This is a genomic window from Neobacillus niacini NBRC 15566, assembly GCF_001591505.1.
Taxonomy (GTDB): Bacteria; Bacillota; Bacilli; order Bacillales; family Cytobacillaceae; genus Neobacillus; species Neobacillus niacini.
Genome location: NZ_BCVA01000010.1, coordinates 76,030 through 93,402 on the forward strand (window position 1 = coordinate 76,030; position 17,373 = coordinate 93,402).

Sequence of the window (17,373 nt, forward strand, 5' to 3'; positions counted from 1 at the left end):
TTTTAATTAATTTGATAATCTTCAAATGAATGTTCCAGATTATTTACGGATCGTATACTATTTCCTTGATTGTCCAAACTGATATGTAACAATTCATTTCTCCTTGTTACATAGGACAAAGTTATTTTCCCATTTGAAATATCACCTGTAAAACAATTTTTATTCTTATTATTCATAGCAGTTATAAATGATTCCAGATCATTTATGCCTAATCCATCCGCATCTTTAGAAGAGACTATCTCCATAATAATTCCATTCAAATTAGAAGAAAGCGGGCTCGTAATAGAGATTCTATCCTCTTTTTCTTCCAAATTAAATTCGTTCATTAAATGGAATTGTAAAAAGGTATCTCCAATTTTACCATATCCCCTATGTTTATTAAACTGCCACTCTCCTTTTGGGAGACAGCCAATAATATATGGAATTGCCTCCTTTTCATCAAGAGGGACATTCCAAATTTGAATCACAGTGTCCTTGTAAAACATTACTTCACCAAAAGTACTCGCATGGCGACCATCATCAGGGACATAATTTACACCTGGATGAAAAAAATACGCCTGATTCACACTTTCAGATTGTGTCACTGGCAGAGTGATATCCCAACGATGCTGTTCATTATCGTATTCATTTATTCTTTCCCAAATACCACCAACTGCATATTCGGGCGTTACATAGACATAGGTATGAGCTTCTTCTGACACGATATCATCAGCATTGGAAAATTGGATTTTTCGTTTTATCTCGACAGGTTGTGTACGATTGGTAACTCTCCTAACCATATCTTCAGAAAGTTCATACGTAAATAGTCCAGTCCCTTCCAATCTAACTGTTTCAGTTGGTAAAGGAAAATCACCAAATTGGATATAATCCAATAGTGTATTCGTATCCTTCGGAGCATCATGCGGCCACTGACGTGAATGCGGTCCTACCCAGGCTCCCTTTAAATAGTAATCCGCCCGCAGCCCCCATAAATAGTCTAAGAGTTCGTTCATAGTCCTTTTTATCTCCAAATCCTCAACAATCTCCCAAACACATGTAAAGGATTGTACCCAATGCCAGAACCAAGGAAGTGCTCCATATTCTTTAAATCCATATCTTCTTATATGGTTTAATTGCTGTTTTGCAAATTGGTGGCCCTGTTTTACTAACTCTTTGTTTTTAAAGAAATCCCCTAGTAAGATTTTTAAAGAGGTATGTTTAGCCTCATGGTGATACATATAAATCAAAGGATGGTTATAAACATTACTTTCGTATATATGTGCTATTGCTTGATAGCAATCATTTTTTACATTAGTGGGCAGATCATTCTGATATTTGTTGTAGAACAATATAAGTATACAGCCCATCAATTCAACAGGAAGAGGATTGGCTTTTGCTTTAGAAGGGTCGACTCCTAAATTCAATGGCCAATGACCGTACATGGGATCCTGAGGATTTTTCACCTGAAGCGATAGGACCTTCTGAATTATAGTAAGGGCTATATCTTTAGCCTTTTTACTTTGTTCTTCGTTCCAATCACATTCAAAATCCTTATCTGCGCAATAAGCAAATAAATGAATAGCATAATAAAAATTATCTCTTATATCATTATGAAACCAGTATCCACTTTCTATTAAAGGAAGGTCCAGTGCTTTATTAGCTGCTAAGCTTACAATCTCTTTTCTACGATTATTTATTGCTATAGTAGAGTAGTGCATGGTGTTTTCCCCCAGATAATGAAAAAGAATATAGCTATATAGAAAATAGCTATATTCTTAGTAATTTATACTATAAACTGTTTTTTCTAGCGAACTAACCAGCCGCCATCAACTGGAATAATGGCTCCATTCATATAATCCGAAGCTTTGCTTGCTAGGAAGACTACTACACTTTGCAGATCCGCAGGTGTTGCCCAACGGCCAGCTGGAATACGAGAGGTAATTTCCGCATGACGCACTTCATCCTCACGAATTGGCGCCGTGTTTTTAGTTTCAACATAACCCGGTGCAATGGCATTAATTTGTACGTTATTTATCGCTAATTCATTAGCAAAGGCCTTTGTTAACCCTGCTACACCATGTTTGCTGGCTGTATAGGATGGTACAAATTTACCACCTTGGAAAGAAAGCATGGAAGCCACATTAATGATTTTTCCGCTGCCTTGTTCGACCATTACTTTCGCTGCCTCTTGGCTTAATAAGTAAACGGCGTTTAAATTAATATCCATTACAGCGTCCCAATCTTCTTCCTTATATTCTAGTAATGGAGAACGTCGGATCGTACCAGCGTTATTAACTAAAATATCTACTCTTCCATAGGTTTCTAAGCATTTAGCAATAATATCTTTAGAAACTTGTTTATTTGTTAAATCGCCTTGAAAAAACTCTACACGACGACCTACTTTTTCAATGAGTTCTCTTGTTTCATCCCAATTATTCCCGTGCGTGACAACAAAAAGGTCAGCACCAGCCTTTGCTAAAGCTACCGCAAATCCTTGTCCAAGGCCCGTATTACCGCCTGTCACAATCGCAACTTTACCATCTAATTTAAAATAATCTAGTGAGAATTGCTGCAAGTCATTCGTCATTTCTGAAAACCTCCGTAATGTTGGTTTATTTTAAATCCTTCATTGGAACCATGTCCATATCATTATAAGTAATGTTCTCGCCGCACATTGCCCATATGAACGTGTAGTCACTTGTTCCAACTCCAGTATGGATTGACCAGCTCGGAGAAATGGCAGCTTGCTCATTGGCAATCACTAAGTGTTTTGTTTCATCCGGTTTGCCCATGAAATGGAATACACGTGTATCTTCTTTCATATCGAAATAAAGGTATGTTTCCATACGGCGTTCGTGTGTGTGACATGGCATTGTATTCCAAGCGCTTCCTGGAGTTAGGATTGTGTAGCCTAATTGAAGCTGACAGCTTTCACAAACGTTTGGATGAATATATTGATAGATGGAGCGGTGATTTAATGTTGCTGAATCACCTGTGACCATTGGTTCGATTTTATCAATACTAATTTTTACATTTGGATATTTGTGATGTGCCGGTACAGACACTGTATAGAATTTTGCTGGATTAGACGGATCATCTGATTTAAATTGGAGATCCTTTGTTTCTTTTCCAATGTAGAAGCCATCTTGCTTTTTCATTGGCTCTTCTGTACCTTCAATAACGATTGATCCTGGCCCGCCAATATTAATAACACCTAGTTCACGGCGTTCTAAGAAATAGGTAACTCCTAATTCTGTAGAAAGTTCTATTGTTAACGGTTGATCTGTTGGTGTTACACCGCCAAAAATCATACGATCGTTATGGGTATACGTTAATCTAACTTCTCCTGGAACAAAAATACTTTCTACTAAAAATTCCTTGCGTAGTTGTTCTGTTGAATAATGACGAATATCCTCTGGGCTATGTGTATAGCGAGTTTCCATTTTATTCACTCCTGTTATCGATTTATTTTTGCACTGCCATTTTCCATAAGATTTTCTACTTCTTTTATCGTAAATGGATTACAATCACCATAAATGGTATGTTTCAAGCTAGAGTATGCGGTTGCAAAGGAGACCGTATAGTTTAGGTCTGCACCTGTAACTAATCCATGCAGTATACCTGCTGAGAAAGCGTCTCCGCCGCCAACCCGATCGACGATTGGTTCCAGCTTATGAACTTTAGATACATAGGTTTTTCCATCTTTCCAAAGCGTACCTTGTAAGGAATTAGAGGTAGCGGAGTGGACTTCGCGCTTGGTAGAATAAAAGATTTCAATATTGCTATATTTCTCATTCATTTTTTGATAGTAGTAGTCTGTATCATCTTGACCTGATTGATTTTCAGGAATGCCTAACAAATAAAGCGCATCCATTTTTCCTGCAGAGCAATAATCCACATATGGCAGGATTTTTGATAGAGCCTTAGACGCTTGGTCATGATTCCAGAGCTTAGAACGGAAATTAATATCGAAACTCACTTTAATATCCCGCTTTTTAGCTTCTTTTACTAAATCCAGAGTAATTTCCGCTAACTTTTCCGAAAGTGCTGGTGTTATGCCAGAAACATGAAGAATGTTTGCGTTTTCAAAAAGCTGTTCGTAATCCCATTCCCATTCCTGCAATGAAGCAAAGCTGGAATTCGCTCTGTCATAGATAACGGCGGAAGAACGCTCGCCTACACCACTATCAAGATAATAGGTTCCAAGACGATTGCCGCCAAAATGCAACTCTTTTGTCTTAACTCCATACTTTTGGAGGTGTCTTTTTACAGCAAGACCTAAAGCATTGTCGGGTACTTTGCTTGCAAAAGCAACGTCATGCTCTAAATTAGCCAAGTTCACCGCGACATTTGCTTCTGCTCCGCCATAATGGGCCTGAAAGCTTGCAGCATTGCTAAAATGTGTTCCAGTTAAAGTTGAAAGCCTTAACATAATTTCGCCAAAAGTTAGAATGCTGCTCATACGCTCACCATCTTAATTTCATGGTACCTATCTATATATTGCTTAGCTAGTTTCGTAATTTGATCGTAGTTTCCTGTTTTAGCAGGAGCTAATAAGTTCCCGCCTACACCAACCGCTACACAGCCTTTATTTATCCACTCGGCCATGTTATCTAAATTCACTCCGCCTGTTGGCATGATATTAATTTGTGGAAGCGGTGCTTTTACGGCATCCACAAAACTAGGTTCATATGTACTTGCAGGGAATAGTTTAATAATATCTACACCTGAACGAAGGGCTGTTTTCATTTCGGTTATCGTCATACAACCTGGCAAATATGGTACATGATAAAGATTACAAATCTCCGCAATTTTAGAATCAAACATTGGGCTTACGACAAATTCAGCTCCCGCCATAATTGCGATTCTTGCTGTCATTGCGTCAAGAACAGTTCCTGCACCGACAACGATAGTAGAGTTATCTTTATATTTTGCTGCTGTTTCACGAATAACCTCGTCTGCTTGCGGAGTAGTAAAGGTTACTTCTAAGCCGGTAATCCCGCCGTTTACGAGCGCCTCAATCGTTTTTAATGATTCTTCCTTGGTGTCTGATCTTAGTACTGCAATCACACCACTTTTTTCTAGCTTCAAGAGAATATTAGCCTTTTTTATGATGTTTACCTCCCTTAGATTTCTAAATAGGAAATGTTATTGTTTATTTGGAAATTTATAATCTTATTATATTGGACAATATTGGGTTTTTCAACCACATTTTATAAAATAATTTGAATAAAAAAAATAACCTGTTTATTTAAACAGGTTACTGATCTATTAATCTATATATTTTGCTTCAGGAATGAGGATTTTCCATTCTTCATAACTTATGATGGTTTCCCAGTGACCTGTTAGTTTGGCAAAGCCAATAATAATAAAGAAGGCCACTAAAAATGTCACTGGTATAAACCATTTACTTACCTTCTTATTAACTACCGTCATATTTAAGGTGTCCTTTACAGGGCATGCTTCCACACAGGCCATACAAGCCGTACAGTTCAGGTTATTTACGGTTTCTACTTTGTGCACTTTTACTCTGGACGGACAAACCTTTGTACACATTTCACAATTGGTACACGATTCTTCATTTCTGCTGATTTTGGAAATTCTAAATATCGAGCCAAGCCCAATGAACGCTCCATATGGGCAAAGGAATCGGCACCAGAAGTTCCTAAAAAATAAGGATAGCATAAACATTACGATAAGAACTCCTAAGCCAAAACCGCTAATATCTAAGAAAAATGTCAGCATTTTCACATCAGAGATTTTGTTATATGGTTCATTTAGAAAGGCAATCGCCCCATAGGTAGGCATTACAATAACCATCCCCAAGAAGAACAGCAATAATAAATATTTAATGGGGGTTAGCAGCCAAACGAGCCACGTGGGTACTTCAAAATTACGTTTAAACAGCTTTTTTCCTAATCTTGAAATCCATTCACTCACTGTTCCAATTGGACAGATCCAGCTGCAAAATGATCTTCGGAAAATAATGGCACCACCTACAAAAAAGCTTAGCAATACCAGTCCAGCTGGATGAATTAAGTCGAAGTCTCCAGTGGCAAGCCAAACCTTTAATGCCATTAGGGCACTAATCGGCAAAAATCCTTCAACCGCGGCCGGTCTCTTAACAAAAGGTGTTTCTCCGAGGGTCTCAAAATGCATATAAAATTGATAAAAGCGAACACCAACATATAGTAAAAACAACAGGAATACCGCTTGTACGACGTACCTCGTTATTTGAACCGGCTTTCTCTTCAACTGCATCTTATACCAGTTCTTTGACTTCATTATGACTCCTCCAATCTTCTTCTTCTTAAATATAAGGAACGAAGCAAAATTGGGGGTGTGATAAAAGTCATCGAAAATATCGTTTTCATAAAGATTTCACAACCGTATACTTATATCAGACAAAATTGGGCAATAGCTGATAAACGTTAAGCCAGTGTTAAAACAATCTACAAATTCCCCTTGTGTTCTACTCCAAACACAATATTATTCTGTTTCCGCGCTTCTTCCGTTACTCGCAGAACAATCATACTCATTTCTTGTAACTTCTTATATTCGTGGTCATCATTTTTTTTAATGATTTCAGCAAATTTCATGCATTCATAGGCCATGTCTTTATCTTCTTGAGCAACACTAAAGATTTCACTCTCTTTTGTGTGACTGTCGATGAATTTTATCTCGGAAATCGGTGCCGCATCTTCAAGGACGAAGGTTCCCTTCTCTCCATGAATTTCACATGGCATTACCGAATGAGAGATCTTAGAACATAAAATGGTACAGATAAACTCTTTATACTCCAATACAAGGGTACCGCTGCCATCAACACCGCTTGATAAGATAACTGGATGATAGCTAACTTTCTTTGGTTCTCCGAATAGGCCCACTGCTAAATAAAGTGGATACACACCTAAATCAACCAAGGCACCCCCAGAAAAAGTACTTGAAAAGATATTTGGGTTTTCCCCTCTCAAAAACGAATCATACCTAGAAGAATACTGTATATAGGGAAGCATAGCACTTCTTAGATTTCCTGCCATTTGAATTTTTTCCTTAAGTATACGAAAGTTCGGGGTGTGAATATTTCGTATCGCTTCAAATAAATAAACTCCATTATCCTCAGCCATTTGATAGGCTTCTTCCAGTTCAGCCGTATTAGAAAAGATTGGTTTTTCACAAATGACATGCTTTTTATTTTTTAAAAAGGTAAGTGCCTGCTCAAAATGGACTGAATTGGGCGAAGCAATATAGACCACCTGAACTTCAGGACTTTTAGCCATTTCCTCCAAATCGGTAAAATAATGTGCTGCGTTATATGTATAGGCAAGTTCCTTCGCCTTATCGACTGTCCTTGAATAAACACCGGTTAATTCTAGTTTCCCGCTTTGCTTTGCTGCTTCAATAAAGGAGGATGTAATCCATCCTGTTCCGACTGTGCCTAGCTTAATCATAAAATATCCCCTTCCCATTACTTCTTCAAGCTTATATTGTAGCTTTTTTTCATTCTTTTTGCCAATTTAACTATTTTTCTAATGAATTGTTGGGTACAATGGAAAAATATCATAATTTATGTTATTTATAAGTAATAGATGAAAGAAAGAGGTTGAATAGAGTGGACAATCTAGGTTCTAATTTTATAAAAGATGTTATGATTAAGGATTTGGAATCCGGTAAGCATGATAAAATTATCACTCGTTTCCCTCCAGAGCCAAACGGATATTTACATATCGGTCATGCTAAATCCATTATCATTAACTTTGGATTAGCGGATGAATTTAACGGAAAAACTAATTTACGATTTGATGACACCAATCCGTTAAAGGAAGATATCGAATATGTAAACTCGATTAAAGAAGATGTGAAATGGCTTGGATTTGAGTGGGATAACTTATTCTTTGCTTCTGATTATTTTGAAGAAATGTACAAACGTGCGGTTCTATTAATCAAAAAAGGACTTGCCTACGTGGATGACCTATCTGCTGAGGAAATTCGTGAATACCGCGGGACATTGACTTCTCCTGGTAAAGAAAGTCCTTATCGTGATCGTTCAGTTGAGGAAAACCTCGACTTATTTGAGCGGATGCGAAACGGAGAATTTGAAAATGGGAAAAAAGTTCTCCGCGCCAAAATTGATATGAAGTCTCCTAATATCAATTTACGCGACCCTGTCATTTATCGAATTTCTCACACTACACACCATAACACTGGTGATAAGTGGTGTATCTATCCAATGTATGCATTTGCACATCCGCTAGAGGACGCCATTGAAGACGTGACGCATTCGATTTGTACCGTTGAATTTGAAGATCAACGCCCACTTTATAACTGGGTAGTGGAACAATGTGAAATGGAAAGTACACCGCAGCAAATTGAGTTCGGTCGCTTAAATGTGACTAACACTGTAATGAGCAAGCGTAAATTGAAGCAGCTCGTTGACGAAGGATTTGTGGATGGATGGGATGACCCGCGGATGCCGACTATTTCTGGAATGAGGCGCAAAGGGTTTACCCCTGAATCCATTCGTAATTTTGTTCGTGAAACAGGCGTATCAAAAGGTTCCGGTGCGGTTGATTCGCAAATGCTCGAACACTTTGTTAGAGAAGACTTAAAGTTGAAGGCCCCGCGGACAATGGGCATTTTAAATCCTTTAAAAGTTGTCATTACGAACTATCCGGAAGGTCAAATTGAGTTACTTGACGCAGAGATTAATCCTGAGGTTCCTGAAATGGGCATGCGGAAAATTCCATTCTCTCGTGAAATTTATATTGAAAAAGACGATTTCATGGAAAATCCTCCGAGTAAATATTTCCGCCTCTTCCCAGGCAATGAAGTTCGTCTGAAACATGCTTATTTCATTAAGTGTGAAGAAGTAATTAAGGATATTAACGGAGAAGTCATTGAATTGCGTTGTACCTATGATCCGTTAACGAAAAGTGGTACTGGGTTTACAGGCCGTAAAGTAAAAGGAACTATTCATTGGGTGGAAGCAACCAATTCCGTTCCAGCAGAGTTTCGTCTATACGAGCCACTAATCCTCGATAAAACAGAAGATGGAACGGAAGAAGAAGAAAAGTCTTTCCTTGACAATGTGAATCCTGATTCATTGGTAGTATTACAGGGATTTGTAGAGCCGAATATGAGAGAAAGCATGCCGCACGATAAATTCCAGTTCTTTAGACATGGATATTTCAATGTTGATCCAAAGCATACCACCGTTGATAAGCTCGTCTTTAACCGAATCGTTTCCTTAAAAAGTTCTTTTAAAATATAGTAAAGCTAGACTATAAAAATAGAACCAAGCAAAAATGCTTGGTTCTATTTTTATCGTTTTGGCTTTGCTGGGACCTCTAGGATAATTTTTGTTCCTTTACCTGGTGAAGAATTGATGGTAAGCTCTCCACCAACAGCCCTTGCCCGTTCATCCATACTAAACAGACCAACACCACGGGATTGGGAATCCAGTTCAAATCCTTTTCCTTTATCCTCGATCATTACTCTAATAACGTCATCTATTTCTCTAATTGTAACAGCTGCCTCGGAAACTTCTGCATACTTCCTGATATTCGTTAAGGCTTCTTGCGTGATCCGATAAATCGTTAGTTCGACGCTAATGTCTAAGCGGCGATTTAGTACACACTCAAAATAAACATCGATATGATAGTTTTCTGAAAAACGAGATAGAAACGAACGAATCGCAGGAACAAGTCCAAGATCATCTAATACGGAAGGACGCAGTTCCCATGAAATATCTCGGATTTCCTCTATTAGCTGGGTTGCTTCAGTTTGCATTTGCACTAGCAGAGGATGATTCATTTCAGAAAGCAGACGATTGATGGTAATGAGGTGACTATATAAATTCTGCCCGATTCCGTCATGTAAATTTCGAGATAAACGCTTTCGTTCTTCTTCCTGAACATCGATGATTGTTGTCATCATTTTCTGTAATTCTTGTTCAACCCGTTTTCGTTCGGTAATTTCGTAGCGGATTGCTAAATATTGATAGGGTTTTCCATTATCGTTCATAAACGGAACAATCGTAGTATCAACCCAGTAAAATGTTCCATCTTTTGCACGGTTGCGTATTTCGCCCTTCCATACCTTCCCCGAACCAATTGTTTTCCACATTTCTTTAAAAAAACTAGCTGGGTGGTATCCCGAATTTAATATTCGATGATCCTGGCCTAGAAGTTCTTCTTGTGGATACTTGGAAATTTGGCTAAATTGATCATTAATATATGTAATCGTACCTCTTGAATCGGTTATTGCCACAATAGAAGATTCATCAAGGGCAAACTTTATATCGATTAATTCCTGCATTGATTTTTTTAATTCTAACTCAAGGTTTGCAAACTCAAGCTGCTGCCGGTCTCTGTTCATACATATCCCCCTAAGCCTAATATCTGGTTTTGTAATATCTGCTCTAATTCCAAGGCAGCATCCTGAACCATTTCTTGGTCATCTTCGGAGAATGTATATTTTTCTCTTTTTCCAACTAGCAGAACACCTTTTGGTGAAGAATTGAAAAATATCGGCACTGCATAACAGGAAACAAGTTTCTCAGCAAGCATAATAGGATGGTCTGTTACCTTTCCATATATATCATTTGGGAAGTCAATCAACATCATAGGACTGCCGCTCGAAATTATTTTTCCAGCGATTCCTTTTCCAAACCGGACAGTAATTCTTTTATATTTATCATTTAAATTCCCTGAAGCATAATGCCAGCGTACATCTGGTCCTACCTCATTTTGAAGGGCTAAAGCAACAAATTCACAGCCAATTCTTTTCTTTAATCCTTCACAAACCTCATTTACCTGTGATATCCCCTTAATCTCGGTCATCCGCGAAAAAACTCCTTAAATACCATAACCTAATAACCCCTTTTTTACGGCGAATTCAACCAATTCTGGTCTGGTTTTCATCTGAAGTTTCTCCATTAGATTTCCTTTGTGAGTTTCTACAGTTTTTACACTTATCACTAACTGTTCAGCAATTTCCTTATTGGAATATCCTTTTGCAATTAGTGTAAGAACCTCTTTTTCACGATCTGATAATAGTTGGTAGGTATCATTACTGCCATGTTTAAGGCTTCCAAGGTATTCTTCCATTAATCGCTTCGTAGCCGCAGGATGGAGATAGGCATTTCCATTTGCCACGGATTCAATCGCAGACATTAACTCATCGTGCGGTGCACTTTTTAAAATACAGCCAGATGCCCCTGCTTGAACCGCTCGAAATAAGTATTCTTCATCATCATGCATCGTTAAAATGAGTATATTCACTTCAGGCATTTGCTTTTTTAATTCGCCGGTCGCCGATAATCCATCTTTTCCATGCGGCATGCTTAAATCCATGACAACAACATTCGGTTTAAGCTTCAACGCTTTTTTGATTCCTTCATTTCCCTCAGAAGCTTCACCGACTACTTCCATCTCAGGATTTGTGTTTAAAAGCATTTTTAAGCCGCTTCTTACCACTGCATGGTCATCAACTAATAAAATTTTAATCAAATGTTCCCCCCCCCTTTACTTCCTAAATAGGAAGAGATATTTCAATAGACGTACCTTCTCCTATTTTAGAGGATATTTCACATTGTCCGCCAGTTAGAAGCATTCTCTCCTTCATTGTAGCAATTCCGAGTGAATAAGGGTTCTTTTCTAGATCTTCTATCTGGAAGCCCCTTCCAAAATCAAAAATAGATATTTTTAGTTTGCTATTACTCCACTTCAAATCTATCCTAACATTTGATGTATCGGCATATTTAGCAATATTTGTAAGTGCCTCCTGACAAACTCGAAACACTGCAATACTATTTTGCTCTAGGATGGGCTTTTCTTCTCCTATGGAGGAAAGCTCAACTACAATTCCAAAAGTAGAAGTGTACACCTTAATATAACTCTTAATAGCTGGAAGTAATCCAAGAGCGGTAAGTGCAGGGGGGTATAGTTCAACGGAAAGTAATCGAATTTCCTGCATTGTTTTTTCAATCAACTGAGTCATTTCATGTAAATGATTTTTAACATGATCCTCTTTTATCCCGGATTCCACTACTTTTAAACCCGTTAAAATGCTGAATAAGTTTTGTCCTACACCTTCATGAAGTTCTAAGGAGATTCTTTTAATTTCCTCCTCTTGGGCTTGAATGATATAGGAACTCATTTGATTTCTTGTTGCAGAGTATTCCATTACTTTCCCTCCTTTACCCTTATTTAATTAAACTTTTCTAAATGTATAGGTTAATCCACTCTCAGTATCGGACGCTGAGAACATTGTTTCAGAATGCGCCATATTACTCGCAAGTGGGACAGCTATAAAATTGAAATGATCAACATAGAAGCGGATATGCGTTTTGTCAGGGCAGTACTCTATTTTTTCTATTTTCTTATTTATAGCTGGCGCTTGATCGCTGCCCTGTTGATCATGAACTGTGATTTCAACGGAAGCCCTGACCAATCCTCTCAGTTCCTCTAGGTTAATGGGTTCCACAGCTATTACACCCTCTCTTTACGGGGTAGATGAACATTTTATAGCCTTGAAGATACTCCCAAAACTTTTCGCCGGCATTCTCTTCAAGGAAAGTGATTGTTTCTTCTTCTGAATTCCAATCACTCATCCCCTTTACCTCGGCAATCACCATTTCAGCACCATCCATTGTCTTTTCCTCTAGAAACCAATTTAAACGTTTCTTCCCAAATGTTTCCTTTAATATTTCTTCAATTTCAACGGAAAATCCACCTGATTGTCCTCGCATAAAACAAAAATCAAGATACGTTTCACTAGTCATTAACATTCACACCTTTTTTATAGATGATGAAAGCGAGTGGAAATAATACGACATTCATGACCCCAGCAACAATTGTATTGACATAATTCTGATAAAAATATTGATGGACCATATATTGTGTAACAATGATATTCAGCATTAACACAGCAAGAAGGAGTGCAACAGGAAGGTAACTACGCTTCATATCGTTTCACCCCCACAGCATAAACTGCGCCGTTTTCAACCTTTACATAAATTTCGGGCAGTGGACGTCTTGGCGGTCCTGCAGTCGGTGCACCTGTTTCAACATCAAATTTCCCGTGATGGCAAGGGCAAAGTAAATCTCCTTCTTCCTTTTGCCAGAACACTGGGCAGCGGAGATGTGTACAGGCATTTTGATAGGCCACATATTTATTTTCGGAGAGCCTAATTAAAATTGCACTATCATGCTCACCCGGAAAATGAAAATCAACTGCGTCACCGACAGGTATTGCGGTTACGTCAGTAATTTTTTGCTTTGGATATTTCTTATCTCCTAAACCAATAAGTTCTTTTGCTGCTACTGCTCCCCACGGAAGTGAGGAAACAGCGAATACTCCTGCTGCTCCAACTAATGTTTTCATAAACCCACGGCGGTCTAGTTTTCTTTCATTATTACGGTTTATATTATGAGTATAGTTATCTTCATTAAACGGGATTTTATTATTTTTATCTGTCATGGTTAATCCCTCCTAAAACAATTTCGTGACACCCTGGAGGATACCAGGGAGATTCACTCTAACATTGGTTTCGCCTTCTAAATAAGGCATGCTGGTAACCCATTTACCATTATCTAAATTAAATTGCTTTTGTTTTGCTTCAATTTCTTCATCTGTTAACCATTGCAATGTATTGGATGGACATACACTGGCACACATTGGAGGAATGCCGTCTTTTGTACGGTCAATACATAGGTCGCACTTGTACATCAAATTTTGTTCTGTATCAAACTTCGGAATTCCATATGGACAAGCAATCGTACAATTTTGACATCCAATACACTTTTCAACAAGAGCCGAAAGAACAGCTCCTGTTTCATGAATTTGAATTGCTTGCGCCGGACAGCTTCTAGCACATGCTGGATTCACGCAGTGAAGGCACATTAGAGGCATTGTCTGACGGTTAACAAGCGGGTTAACATCGTAGACATAGTTACGGTTGCGCTCCTCATGACCGCCGCACTGTGTACAAGCTGCCAAACAAGAGCGGCAGCCTATACAGTTTTCAAGTTCTAAATATAGCCTCTTTTTCATTTACTGCACCTTCTTTAGTTCTAGTTTTTCAATCTGTGCTGCGCACGCTTTGAATTCCGGCATCCGTGACATTGGATCAAGTGCGCCAATTGTTAATAGATTAATAGATTTATCATGGCCAAAATGGTAAGGCACAAATACCGTATCTTTACGGATCGCTTCCGTGATTTTTACTTTATATTCAGCTTCTCCCCTGCGAGTATAGAGGCGGACAAATTCTTCATGTTTAATGTTATATTGTTCTGCTGTTTCTGGATGTACTTCTACATATGGCTCAGGACACATATCGCGTAAGAAGTTGATTCTTCTTGTTTGATTTCCAGATAGATAATGATAAACGACACGTCCAGTTGTTAAGCGCAACGGATATTCTTCATCCGGCTCTTCTGCTGGCGGACGGTAAGGAAGGGCACAAATTTTTGCTTTTCCATCTGGATGATAGAATTTTTTATCTAAGAACATATGTGGTGTCCCAGGGTCATTCTCATCTTTACATGGCCAGAATACACCATCTTGCTTTTCGATTTTATCCCATGTAATTCCGTAGTAATCTGCATAACCGCCTTTTGAAGCTAAGCGGAACTCATCACCAACATCTTTAGCAGTCTTTAAATGAGAGAAGTATTTACCTCTGCCTAAACGCTCACATAACTCAACATGAATTTGCCAATCTGGTTTCGATTCACCAAGCGGATCTTGAGCTTTGTTAATTTTTATACAACGTCCTTCTAGATTTGTAACGGTTCCTTCATCCTCAGACCAAGTGGTGGTTGGTAGAATTACATCTGCAAATTCTGCTGATTCTGATAAGTAAAAATCAGAACAAACCATGAAATCTAGATTTTTTAACTGCTCACGTACATAATTTAAGTTTGGTGCTGAAACAGCTGGATTAGAGCACAATAAGTACAATCCTCGAATGACCTTTTGCTCCATTAATCCAAACATTTCATATGCAGAAACACCCTCTTTAGGCATTTCTTCTGGTTCAATCCCCCAAACCTTAGCCACTGCCTTTACGTGCTCGGGATTATTAATCTTTCGGTACCCAGGAAGTGCGTCGGCTTTTTGACCATGTTCACGGCCACCTTGACCATTACCTTGACCTGTAAAAGTAGCAACACCTGCTTTAGGGCGGCCAATTTTCCCAGTCACTAATGCCATGTTTGTGTATCCAGAAACATTATCTACACCTTTAACTTGCTGCTCAATTCCGCGTGCAAACATGACAATGGCATTTGGAGCTTTTCCGTAAATTTCTGCAGCACGAATAATCTTTTCTGGAGCAACTCCTGTAAGCTCACTCGTATATTCAGGTGTAAATTCTTTCACTAGTTCCTTGGTTTCTTCAAAACCGTTTGTATGGTTATTAACGAATTCTTCATCTGCATAGCCGTTTTGGATTAATAAATTTAAGATTCCGTTAGCCAATGCAAGGTCCGTGCCTGGTCTTAAATCTAAGTGAACATCCGCTCTTCTAGCAATTGGTGTTTCACGAGGATCTGCAACAATTAAATACCCGCCTCGTTCTTGAACGGCCCATACGCGGAACATGGATGTTGGGTGACATTCCGCTGTATTGCTTCCCGCAATAAACAAACAATCTGTTTCATGAAGATCTGTCCATGGAAGGGTAGAACCACGGTCAACTCCAAATGACCTCATAAATCCGCCAGCGGCACTCGCCATACAAAAACGGCCATTGTAATCAATGTAACGTGTCTGCAAACCTACACGTGCAAATTTTCCAGTTAAATAACACTTTTCATTGGTCATCGATACACCGCTATAAACACTTAGTGAATCCTTGCCATAATCACGTTGAAGCTGTTGAAAATTTTTCACGATTAAGTCATATGCTTCATCCCATGTCGCTTCACGGAAACCTTCTTTCGTTCCTTTTAATGAAGCGTCATCACGAATTAAAGGTTTTAGGATACGATCATCATGGTTTGTCTGCTGATAAGCCGTAACCCCTTTCGGACACATTTTTCCAACTGTTACTGGCCAATCATAACGAGGCTCAACCCCGATAATCTTATTGGTCTCTGTATTTACTCGTAAATTCATCCCACATTGCATACCACAGTAGCTGCAATGTGTTTTTACAAGCGTTTCATTTGGATGACGGAGATTTTCAATTTCTTTAAAAAACTTATCCCTTTGCATTTTGGTTAGCCTCCTTGACCTTCACTTGATGCGTTGCAAATCCTGAGAATCTTGAAATACGATATTTTCTACGGCATGGGAGGCATAGTTCAGCAAGATTAAAGCCATCTTCCATATTGAATTCAATCGCATTTACTCCTAATACTTGAATGACATCATTTGATTGTTCAACCGATACGAAATGGTCACCGCATACTTTACACTTTTTCTCTTCCTTCTCGGCGTAGTGTTCACGATAGTTTCTTGCAAAAACACTTACCGGACGGAAAGGTATATGAGCGAGCTTTCCAAATGGTAAATAAATTAAAGTAACAATAACGGAAAATTGGTGTATCAATGACATTTGCGGCTGCATCCAGCCATTTAAAAATACGTTTTGAACGGTTAATAAAAGACCTGTGATTGAAATAAATAACAATAAATAAAGTGGCAGGAAGTCATAGATGAACTTTTGTTCTGCTCTTGCCTGCATGTTTTTTAAGCGTCTGCGTAAAGCCATACATACACCAGCTGTCACCATAATAGCTGCAATGTTTAATGCATTATAGGAGAACCAAGCGATGATGCCATCAGCTTTTACCTCCATTAAATTCATTCCCATTAAGACAATCGTATAGTAGCCGTTATCATCCATCGTGAAGTACATCCAGCCAAACACGAGCGGGAAGGTAACCATACATGCAAGAACACAGCCCCAGCCGATTAAAATATGCTGAACCCAGCGGTACAAGCCACGGTTTTTAATAAAATCATAGATGGCTAAATGATTAACGGCCGTTTTCGGGGTGCTTTTTCTCTTTAAAAGTTTTAACCCTTTTTTAATGAAAATTTTGGTTGGCGGTCTTTCACCCCAAGCGATAAAACGGTAGAAAAAACCTCCGATAAAGACTACAGTTCCAACCATATATCCATATAGATTTAAATCAACATGGGTAAACATTCTAGTTGCAATAAAAGATAGAATGACAATTGCAGTAACGGTTAAAAACATAGATTTAGCAAACTTGGATGCAAAGGCATCATTGATCGAGCGTCCAGCTTTTTTATTTATTGAAGTATTTGTCTGCATATAAGCTCCTCCTAAAAAAATAACACTAACGATTTTTCTTACTCTTATTGTAAGAAATTCGTTAGTGTTATCTATATAGGGGAACTCCCCCATCTGTCGGG

At 38.5% G+C, this 17,373-nt stretch carries 19 protein-coding genes; 1 reads left to right on the forward strand and 18 read right to left on the reverse strand.

Features of this window, described 5'->3' with window-relative positions:
* Positions 1-2: 2 nt before the first annotated feature.
* From BANA01_RS10865 to BANA01_RS10895, 7 genes are all read right to left on the reverse strand, one after another.
* Positions 3-1,697 (reverse strand): hypothetical protein, encoded by a 1,695-nt coding sequence (locus BANA01_RS10865; RefSeq protein WP_063253142.1) that lies wholly within the window; start codon positions 1,695-1,697, stop codon positions 3-5.
* 86 nt (positions 1,698-1,783) lie between these two features.
* Complete coding sequence (gene kduD, locus BANA01_RS10870) at positions 1,784-2,566, reverse strand: 2-dehydro-3-deoxy-D-gluconate 5-dehydrogenase KduD (RefSeq protein ID WP_063253143.1); 783 nt, start codon at positions 2,564-2,566, stop codon at positions 1,784-1,786.
* Positions 2,567-2,591: 25 nt separating this feature from the next.
* Positions 2,592-3,422: a 5-dehydro-4-deoxy-D-glucuronate isomerase gene (gene kduI, locus BANA01_RS10875; protein ID WP_157411761.1), complete on the reverse strand. Its 831-nt coding sequence runs from the start codon at positions 3,420-3,422 to the stop codon at positions 2,592-2,594.
* A gap of 14 nt (positions 3,423-3,436) precedes the next feature.
* Entirely contained in the window at positions 3,437-4,441 is a 1,005-nt protein-coding gene (locus BANA01_RS10880; RefSeq protein ID WP_063253145.1) for a sugar kinase, read from the reverse strand.
* Positions 4,438-5,091: a bifunctional 4-hydroxy-2-oxoglutarate aldolase/2-dehydro-3-deoxy-phosphogluconate aldolase gene (locus BANA01_RS10885; protein WP_063253146.1), complete on the reverse strand. Its 654-nt coding sequence runs from the start codon at positions 5,089-5,091 to the stop codon at positions 4,438-4,440. The genes BANA01_RS10880 and BANA01_RS10885 overlap by 4 nt, the downstream gene beginning before the upstream one ends.
* A 159-nt stretch (positions 5,092-5,250) precedes the next feature.
* A complete protein-coding gene (locus tag BANA01_RS10890) occupies positions 5,251-6,264 on the reverse strand; it encodes a 4Fe-4S binding protein (protein WP_063253147.1) in 1,014 nt (337 codons plus the stop codon).
* Positions 6,265-6,431: 167 nt separating this feature from the next.
* Entirely contained in the window at positions 6,432-7,427 is a 996-nt protein-coding gene (locus tag BANA01_RS10895; protein ID WP_063253164.1) for a Gfo/Idh/MocA family protein, read from the reverse strand.
* A 164-nt stretch (positions 7,428-7,591) separates the two neighbouring features.
* Between BANA01_RS10895 and BANA01_RS10900 the strand changes: the two genes are divergently transcribed.
* A complete protein-coding gene (locus BANA01_RS10900) occupies positions 7,592-9,250 on the forward strand; it encodes a glutamine--tRNA ligase/YqeY domain fusion protein (protein WP_063253148.1) in 1,659 nt (552 codons plus the stop codon).
* Between the two features lie 50 nt (positions 9,251-9,300).
* Here BANA01_RS10900 and BANA01_RS10905 read toward each other — a convergent pair whose 3' ends face one another.
* From BANA01_RS10905 to BANA01_RS10955, 11 genes are read right to left on the reverse strand one after another with little or no spacing between them, the layout of a single operon-like run.
* The gene (locus BANA01_RS10905; RefSeq protein WP_082799485.1) at positions 9,301-10,356 is read right to left on the reverse strand and encodes a sensor histidine kinase; all 1,056 of its coding nucleotides are present in this window, start codon (positions 10,354-10,356) and stop codon (positions 9,301-9,303) included.
* Positions 10,353-10,820 (reverse strand): GAF domain-containing protein, encoded by a 468-nt coding sequence (locus BANA01_RS10910; RefSeq protein ID WP_063253149.1) that lies wholly within the window; start codon positions 10,818-10,820, stop codon positions 10,353-10,355. Before BANA01_RS10910 ends, BANA01_RS10905 begins: the two co-directional genes overlap by 4 nt.
* Before the next feature lie 15 nt (positions 10,821-10,835).
* Positions 10,836-11,489, reverse strand: coding sequence for a response regulator (locus BANA01_RS10915; protein ID WP_063253150.1), 654 nt, complete (start codon positions 11,487-11,489; stop codon positions 10,836-10,838).
* Between the two features lie 22 nt (positions 11,490-11,511).
* Entirely contained in the window at positions 11,512-12,165 is a 654-nt protein-coding gene (locus BANA01_RS10920) for a sensor histidine kinase (protein WP_063253151.1), read from the reverse strand.
* Positions 12,166-12,192: 27 nt separating this feature from the next.
* Complete coding sequence (locus BANA01_RS10925; protein ID WP_063253152.1) at positions 12,193-12,465, reverse strand: hypothetical protein; 273 nt, start codon at positions 12,463-12,465, stop codon at positions 12,193-12,195.
* The gene (locus tag BANA01_RS10930; RefSeq protein WP_063253153.1) at positions 12,452-12,763 is read right to left on the reverse strand and encodes a hypothetical protein; all 312 of its coding nucleotides are present in this window, start codon (positions 12,761-12,763) and stop codon (positions 12,452-12,454) included. The genes BANA01_RS10925 and BANA01_RS10930 overlap by 14 nt, the downstream gene beginning before the upstream one ends.
* Entirely contained in the window at positions 12,756-12,947 is a 192-nt protein-coding gene (locus BANA01_RS10935) for a hypothetical protein (RefSeq protein ID WP_063253154.1), read from the reverse strand. Before BANA01_RS10935 ends, BANA01_RS10930 begins: the two co-directional genes overlap by 8 nt.
* Complete coding sequence (locus BANA01_RS10940; protein ID WP_063253155.1) at positions 12,937-13,461, reverse strand: QcrA and Rieske domain-containing protein; 525 nt, start codon at positions 13,459-13,461, stop codon at positions 12,937-12,939. The genes BANA01_RS10935 and BANA01_RS10940 overlap by 11 nt, the downstream gene beginning before the upstream one ends.
* Before the next feature lie 12 nt (positions 13,462-13,473).
* Positions 13,474-14,034, reverse strand: coding sequence for a 4Fe-4S dicluster domain-containing protein (locus BANA01_RS10945; protein ID WP_063253156.1), 561 nt, complete (start codon positions 14,032-14,034; stop codon positions 13,474-13,476).
* Positions 14,035-16,203: a molybdopterin oxidoreductase family protein gene (locus tag BANA01_RS10950; protein WP_063253157.1), complete on the reverse strand. Its 2,169-nt coding sequence runs from the start codon at positions 16,201-16,203 to the stop codon at positions 14,035-14,037.
* Positions 16,190-17,272, reverse strand: coding sequence for a hypothetical protein (locus BANA01_RS10955; protein ID WP_063253158.1), 1,083 nt, complete (start codon positions 17,270-17,272; stop codon positions 16,190-16,192). Before BANA01_RS10955 ends, BANA01_RS10950 begins: the two co-directional genes overlap by 14 nt.
* Between the last annotated feature and the right edge of the window lie 101 nt (positions 17,273-17,373).

Bases quoted from the DNA above. Each gene is read 5' to 3' on its own strand.
- BANA01_RS10865 (WP_063253142.1), bottom strand. From the start codon at position 1,697: ATGCACTACTCTACTATAGCAATAAATAATCGTAGAAAAGAGATTGTA.
- kduD (WP_063253143.1), bottom strand. From the start codon at position 2,566: ATGACGAATGACTTGCAGCAATTCTCACTAGATTATTTTAAATTAGAT.
- kduI (WP_157411761.1), bottom strand. From the start codon at position 3,422: ATGGAAACTCGCTATACACATAGCCCAGAGGATATTCGTCATTATTCA.
- BANA01_RS10880 (WP_063253145.1), bottom strand. From the start codon at position 4,441: ATGAGCAGCATTCTAACTTTTGGCGAAATTATGTTAAGGCTTTCAACT.
- BANA01_RS10890 (WP_063253147.1), bottom strand. From the start codon at position 6,264: ATGAAGTCAAAGAACTGGTATAAGATGCAGTTGAAGAGAAAGCCGGTT.
- BANA01_RS10905 (WP_082799485.1), bottom strand. From the start codon at position 10,356: ATGAACAGAGACCGGCAGCAGCTTGAGTTTGCAAACCTTGAGTTAGAA.
- BANA01_RS10910 (WP_063253149.1), bottom strand. From the start codon at position 10,820: ATGACCGAGATTAAGGGGATATCACAGGTAAATGAGGTTTGTGAAGGA.
- BANA01_RS10920 (WP_063253151.1), bottom strand. From the start codon at position 12,165: ATGGAATACTCTGCAACAAGAAATCAAATGAGTTCCTATATCATTCAA.
- BANA01_RS10930 (WP_063253153.1), bottom strand. From the start codon at position 12,763: ATGACTAGTGAAACGTATCTTGATTTTTGTTTTATGCGAGGACAATCA.
- BANA01_RS10935 (WP_063253154.1), bottom strand. From the start codon at position 12,947: ATGAAGCGTAGTTACCTTCCTGTTGCACTCCTTCTTGCTGTGTTAATG.
- BANA01_RS10940 (WP_063253155.1), bottom strand. From the start codon at position 13,461: ATGACAGATAAAAATAATAAAATCCCGTTTAATGAAGATAACTATACT.
- BANA01_RS10945 (WP_063253156.1), bottom strand. From the start codon at position 14,034: ATGAAAAAGAGGCTATATTTAGAACTTGAAAACTGTATAGGCTGCCGC.
- BANA01_RS10950 (WP_063253157.1), bottom strand. From the start codon at position 16,203: ATGCAAAGGGATAAGTTTTTTAAAGAAATTGAAAATCTCCGTCATCCA.
- BANA01_RS10955 (WP_063253158.1), bottom strand. From the start codon at position 17,272: ATGCAGACAAATACTTCAATAAATAAAAAAGCTGGACGCTCGATCAAT.